Raw genomic sequence first — 5,988 nt, forward strand, 5'->3', positions numbered from 1 at the left:
GCCCGCGGGGGTGGTGGCGGTGGCGGCGGGCGCGGGGACCTCGGTCAGGACGGCTTCGGCCGGGCCGACTTCCCGCTCCTCGTCACGAATCCTCAGGTCACCCGCACCGGGCGGACCTCGACGAGGTCGCCGGGGGCCGCGGGCATCCGGCGGGCCCAGGAGACGGCGGTGGCCTCGTCCGGGACGTCGATGACCCAGAGGCCGCCGAGGTGTTCGTGCCCCTCCCGGTACGGGCCGTCGGAGACCGGGGTGTCCGGGCCCGGCACCACCAGCCGGGCGCTGCAGCTGCGCCGCAGGCCGCCGCCGTACCGCACGGTGACGCCGGCCTCGTGCATCTGCCTCCCGAACCGCCCGTGCGCCGCGTCGAGTTCGGCCTCCTCGGCCTCGCTCATCGCGTTCCAGACCCGCTCGTCGCCGTGAATGAGCAGGGTGTATTCCATGATCCTCAGTTCTCCGTTCGCACCGGCCGGTTGGTGCGCGGCGGCCCGTCGCAGCGACGGACCTCCACCCGGCCCGATTCGCTGACCGGCAGTCTCGCCGCCCAGCGCAGCGCCTCCTCCTCGGAGGGCACCTCGATCACCCAGAGGCCCCCGACCTCCAGGACGCCTTCCGCCGCCCGGGGCTCGCCCTCGGCGGCCGTGGGCCGGGCCAGCCGGGCGCCGTAGACGATCCGCACGCCGGCCTCCGCCAGCTCCCGGCCGAAGGCGCGGTTGGCGGTGAACCTCGCCTCGCGCTCCTCGGGCGTCATGCGGTCCCAGTCGGTCTCCTGGCCGAAGACCAGCAGGGCGTACTCCATGTCCCCTCCCCAGGGTGGAAACGGCTCACATCTGCCGGTGCGCGAGCCGGGCGAACAGTCCGTCCCGGTCGGCCAGCAGCTCCTCGTAGCGGCCCTGCTGGACCACCCGGCCCTGGTCCATCACGATGATCCGGTCGGCCTCGGCGACCGTCGACAGCCGGTGGGCGATCACCACCCGGGTGGCGTTGAGCCGGCGGGTGGACTCGGTGACCAGCCGCTGGGTGGGGTTGTCCAGGGCGCTCGTCGCCTCGTCGAAGAAGACGATGCGGGGCCGGGAGACCAGCGCGCGGGCGATCATCAGGCGTTGCCGCTGGCCGCCGCTGAGGGTGCTGGTGCCCTCGGAGAGCACGGTGTTCATGCCCATCGGCATGGCCGCGATGTCCTTGTCGATGCCGGCCATCTCGGCGGCGGCCCAGGCGTCGTCCAGGGTGTGGTTGGTGGAGCCGACGATGTTGGCCTTGATGTCGCCGGCCAGCAGTGCGCCGTTCTGGAGCACCACGCCGCACTGGCGCCGCACCGCGGAGACCTCCAGTTCGCCGAGGTCCTGGCCGTCGTAGAGGACGGTGCCGCTCTCCGGCCGTTCGAAGCCGAGCAGCAGGCGCAGCACGGTGGACTTGCCGCTGCCGGACGGGCCGACGATGGCCACGAACTCACCGGGTTCGATGCTGAGCGTGACGTCCTGCAGGGCCGCCGGGCCGTCCTCGCCGTAGCGGAAGGTGACGTGGCTCAGGCCCAGGCGGCCGGAGAGGTCGCCCGGGTCCGCCTTGCTGTCGTCGACCTCGGGCTTCTCCTCGAGGATCGGCCGCAGCCGCTCCAGCATCGGCACCACGCCGAGTGCGGTGACCGCGGCGGAGGTGAACTGCAGGCTGGAGGCGATCAGCAGGTTGAAGGCGGTGAAGAAGGAGAGGAAGACCGGGACCGGCACGGCGCCGTCCAGCGGGCCGGCGATGACGCCGAAGATCACCACCGAGCAGACCAGCGGGAAGCCCGCGTTGAAGGTGGTGACGGCGTTCTGGATCCGGCGCGAGGAGGCGGCGAGGCCGCGGCCCTTGCCGAGTTCGGCGGCCCACACCCCGAACACCCGGTCCTCGGCCGCGGTGACCCGCAACTTGGGTACGGCGGTGAGCAGTTGGAAGACGCGTGCGGACATGGCCTGCTCGTGCGCGTACAGCTTGCGCTGCCAGCGGACCTCCAGCCGCCCGGCGGCCAGGCCGACGCCGACGCCGACCAGCACCAGCAGGGTGGCGAGGCCGGCCAGCCGCAGGTCGTAGAAGAAGACCAGCACGAGGTTGGCCAGACCGGTGAGCAGCCCGAGGGTCGCCGTGGTCATCATCCCGGACAGGGTCTCCTGGGCGGCGCTGACGCCGAGCACCGTGGTGCCGAGCTCGCCGGTGGAGTAGTTGGCGAAGAACGGCGCGGGCAGCGACAGCAGCCTGGTCCAGACGCCGACCTGCATCGCGGCCGTGGAACGGCTCTCGATCCGCAGCACCGCGATGTTCTGCACGATGGACAGGGCGGCCACCGCCATCGCGGAGCCGATCACCACCAGGGCGCCTTCGGTGATCAGGTTGCGCTGGGCGTGGGCGACGAAGGTGCCGAGCACCTCGCCGGTCATCACCGGGACGAGCAGGCCGATCAGCGCGACCAGGGCGGCCATGCCGGTGAACATCCACAGGTCCTGCCGGTTGTTGCGCAGGCCGAAGCGGAGCAGCCCGGCGACGGAGCGGACGGTCGGCGGCAGCGGCCGGTACAGCACGGTGGCCTTGTTCTGCAGTTCGGCGGCCAGCTCCCGGGTCAGCGGGGTGACCTTGCCGCCCTCGGCGAGGACGTAGCCGTTGCCCAGCGGGAGCAGGGCGACGGGGGCGCCGGCCTTGCGGTAGCCGACCATCGCGCCGAGGTCGTTGCGCCACCAGGCGCCGTCCAGCCGGACGGAGCGGGTGCGCACGTTGGAGGCGAGCGCGATCGCCTGGAGCCGGTCCAGCCGGCGGTCGTGGCCGTTCCCGGCGACCGGGGCGGTGACGGTGAAGCCCTCGTGCGCGGCGACCAGCCGGGCGGCGGCGAGGGTCGGTTCGTCGCCGGTGGCGTCGCCGATCCGCAGCCGGGAGGCGGTGTCGCGCAGGATGGTCTCGAAGCCGCGCGCGGAGTGGGCGAGGGTCCCGGCGTCGCGTTCGCGGCGGGTGGTGATGAGTTCGGTCTCGGTGCTGCGGCGGGCCTCGATCCGGCGGTCGACGGCGTCCAGCAGGCGTCCGCAGTGGGCGGCGAGGCGCTCCCAGAGGCCGCCCTCGTCGAGCAGTGCGCGCGGGGAGCGGGCCCGGACGACGGCCGGTCCGGCCGCGACCAGCCAGTCCCGTTCGGTCAGGCAGATCTCGGCGCCCTCGGTGAGTTCCCCCGCCGCCCCCTCGGGGGCCTCGACGGCGCCCTCCTCGATCCGCACCCACTGGAGGCCGTCCACCGAGCGCAGCGCCTGGCCGCGCTTCAGGGCGGTCGGCCCGGCGGGGTCGAGCGGGGTGAACTCGCGCGGCGGCAGGGTGTCGCGCAGGGCCCCGGCGAGCGCGGTGAGGCCGCGGCCGAGCCCGGCGAGGAACTGGTCCGCGGCGAGTTGCTGTTCGCCCTCGGGCAGGGCCCGGACGGCGGCGCCGGCCGCGGTGCCGCACTCCCGGCCGCGGGCGGACAGGCCCTCGACCCAGGAGGTGGCGAGGTAGGACAGCTCCGCGCCGAGCACCGGACGGGCGACGATGCCGCGCCGCGGACCGGCGGCCGCCCCGGGCACCAGGGTGCCCGCCTCGATCCGGCAGAGGAAGTGCCAACGGCCCTGCGGCGCACCGGAGTCGAGCCGGACGGCGAACAGGTCGACGGCGCCCGAGCGGACCAGCAGCATCCGTCCGGGGTCGTCCAGCACGAGGTAGCGGTCGGTGAGCGGATCGACCGGTTCGGCGGCCTCGGTGAAGAACGGCGAGAAGACTTCCACGGCCAGGCTCACAGTTCGTCCTCCTCCTCGCGGCGCGCCGACTCGATGAGCGCGGTGTAGTGCCCGCCGAGCGCCAACAGCTCGTCGTGGGTGCCGCGTTCGACGATGGCGCCCTGGTCCAGCACGATGATCTCGTCGGCGTCGCGGACGGTGGAGAGGCGGTGCGCGATGATCAGGCAGGCGCAGCCGCGGCGGCGCAGGTTGTCCATGATCACGCGCTCGGTCTCCGGGTCGAGCGCGCTGGTGGCCTCGTCCAGCACCAGCAGGGTCGGCTCGGTGGCCAGGGCCCGGGCCAGCTCCAGCCGTTGGCGCTGGCCACCGCTGAAGTTGCGGCCGCCCTCCAGGACCGGGCTGTGGATGCCGCCGGGCCGGGTCATCACGGTGTCGAAGACGGCGGCGTCGCGCAGCGCGGCGGTGACGGCCTCGTCCGGGACGTCGTCGTTCCAGAGCGTCAGGTTGTCCCGGACGGTGCCCTCGAACAGCGAGATGTCCTGGTCCACGTAGGCGAGGGAGGCGGCCAGCACCGTGCGGGAGATCTCCTCGCGCGGGCGCCCGTCCAGCAGGATCCGGCCGGACCACGGGGTGTAGAGGCCGGTGAGCAGCCGGCCCAGGGTGGACTTGCCGCTGCCGGAGCCGCCGACGACGGCGATCCGGCGGCCGGGGACGACGGTGAGGCTGAGGTCCTTGATGATCGGCTCGGAGAGCGGGCTGTAGCCGAAGCTGACGTCCTCGAACTCCAGGTTGCCGTCCAGCTTGGGGCCGGCCGGCGGCTCGGGCCTGGCGAAGGCGGCGGCCACCGGGTAGCGCTCGACGTCGTACAGCCGCTTGATGTCGGCGGTGACGTCCTGGAGCCGGCCGCCCAGGTTGGTGAGCTGGGTGACGGGGCGGCTGAGCGCGGCCAGCAGGGTCTGGAAGGAGACCAGGATGCCGACGCTCATCGCGCCGTCCACCACCCGCTGGCCGCCGACCAGCAGGATCAGCCCGCTGTTGAGCGCGGCCAGCATCGGCGGCACGACGGTGAGCACGGCGCTGGGGATGCCCAGCTTCTGCTTGGCGGTGACGACCTTGGCCAGGAAGCCGGCCCAGCGGCTGAAGGCGTCCTGCTCGGCGCCGGTGGCCTTGACGGTCTCGATCAGCGCGAGCGTGGTGAAGGTGGTCGCGGTGAGGTTGCCGCGGTCGGTGCGCAGCGCGGCGACGGCGTCGGTGCGGGCCCGGGCGACGGCCTGCAGCACGACCACGTTGAGCAGCGCCATGCCGACGCCGACCACGCCGAGCAGGATGTCGTAGCGGATCAGCACGACCGCGTAGAACAGCACCAGGCCGAGGTTGATCACGGTGAGCGCGAGGTCGCGGGAGAGGATCTCGGCGACGACGTCGTTGCCGGACACCCGCTTGGCCACCTCGGCCGGGCGGCGCTGCAGGAAGAAGTCGACCGGCAGCCGCAGCAGGTGCCGGAAGAACCGGGCGGAGCTGACCAGCCCCATCCGGATCTCGATCCGCAGCAGGTAGTGCCGTTGGACGGAGGTCAGCACGAACACCACCACGGCGGTGGCGGCCATGGCGGCCAGCAGCGGGAGGAGGTAGCCGCTCCCGCTGCCGGCCAGGACCCGGTCGATGAACACCCGGGTGTACGCGGGGATCGCGATGCCGGGCAGGACCAGCAGCAGGCTGGCGAGCAGCACCAGCGGCATGGCGCGTCCGGTGGGCAGGCGCCGCTCCAGCAGGGCGCGGCCGACGCCGCCGCGGTCGCCGCCGGGCCGGAAGTCGGGGCCCTTCTCGAAGGAGAGCACGATGCCGGTGAAGCCGGAGTCGAACTCGTCCCACTCCATCAGGCGCGGGCCGCTGGCCGGGTCGTTGACGGCGACGACGGTGCGGCCGTACCGGGTGCGGATGCCCTCGACGACCATGAAGTGCTGGAAGGCCCAGAAGATGATCACGGGGCCGTCGAGGTCGCGGAGGTTCTCGGCCTCGGTCTGGTAGCCGCGCGCCTTGAGCCCGTACGTCCGGGCGGCGTTGAGCAGGGTGGAGGCGCGGGCGCCGTCGCGGGAGACGCCGCAGACGCCGCGCAGGTCCTCCAGCGGCACCCAGCGGCCGTGGTAGGCGAGGATCATGGCGAGGCTGGCGGCGCCGCACTCCACCGACTCCATCTGCAGGACGGTCGGAACGACGTGCCGCCAGCGCCGCGGCGCGAGATCGGAAGAGCACACCTCAGAACACCATACAC

General features: G+C 73.3%; 4 protein-coding genes. All 4 read right to left on the minus strand.

Features of this window, described 5'->3' with window-relative positions:
* Nucleotides 1-92: 92 nt before the first annotated feature.
* The 4 genes from ABT247_RS31025 to ABT247_RS31040 are packed head-to-tail and all read right to left on the minus strand — an operon-like array spanning nucleotide 93 to nucleotide 5,971.
* Complete coding sequence (locus tag ABT247_RS31025; protein ID WP_350749276.1) at nucleotides 93-440, minus strand: YciI family protein; 348 nt, start codon at nucleotides 438-440, stop codon at nucleotides 93-95.
* A gap of 5 nt (nucleotides 441-445) precedes the next feature.
* Nucleotides 446-796: a YciI family protein gene (locus ABT247_RS31030; protein WP_350749278.1), complete on the minus strand. Its 351-nt coding sequence runs from the start codon at nucleotides 794-796 to the stop codon at nucleotides 446-448.
* Between the two features lie 25 nt (nucleotides 797-821).
* Nucleotides 822-3,776: an NHLP bacteriocin export ABC transporter permease/ATPase subunit gene (locus tag ABT247_RS31035; protein ID WP_350749281.1), complete on the minus strand. Its 2,955-nt coding sequence runs from the start codon at nucleotides 3,774-3,776 to the stop codon at nucleotides 822-824.
* Complete coding sequence (locus ABT247_RS31040; RefSeq protein ID WP_350749284.1) at nucleotides 3,773-5,971, minus strand: NHLP family bacteriocin export ABC transporter peptidase/permease/ATPase subunit; 2,199 nt, start codon at nucleotides 5,969-5,971, stop codon at nucleotides 3,773-3,775. Before ABT247_RS31040 ends, ABT247_RS31035 begins: the two co-directional genes overlap by 4 nt.
* Nucleotides 5,972-5,988: the final 17 nt, after the last annotated feature.

Source organism: Kitasatospora sp. NPDC001539 (assembly GCF_040298565.1).
In the GTDB taxonomy this organism is placed as follows: domain Bacteria; phylum Actinomycetota; class Actinomycetes; order Streptomycetales; family Streptomycetaceae; genus Kitasatospora.

Bases quoted from the DNA above. Each gene is read 5' to 3' on its own strand.
- ABT247_RS31025 (WP_350749276.1), bottom strand. From the start codon at position 440: ATGGAATACACCCTGCTCATTCACGGCGACGAGCGGGTCTGGAACGCG.
- ABT247_RS31030 (WP_350749278.1), bottom strand. From the start codon at position 796: ATGGAGTACGCCCTGCTGGTCTTCGGCCAGGAGACCGACTGGGACCGC.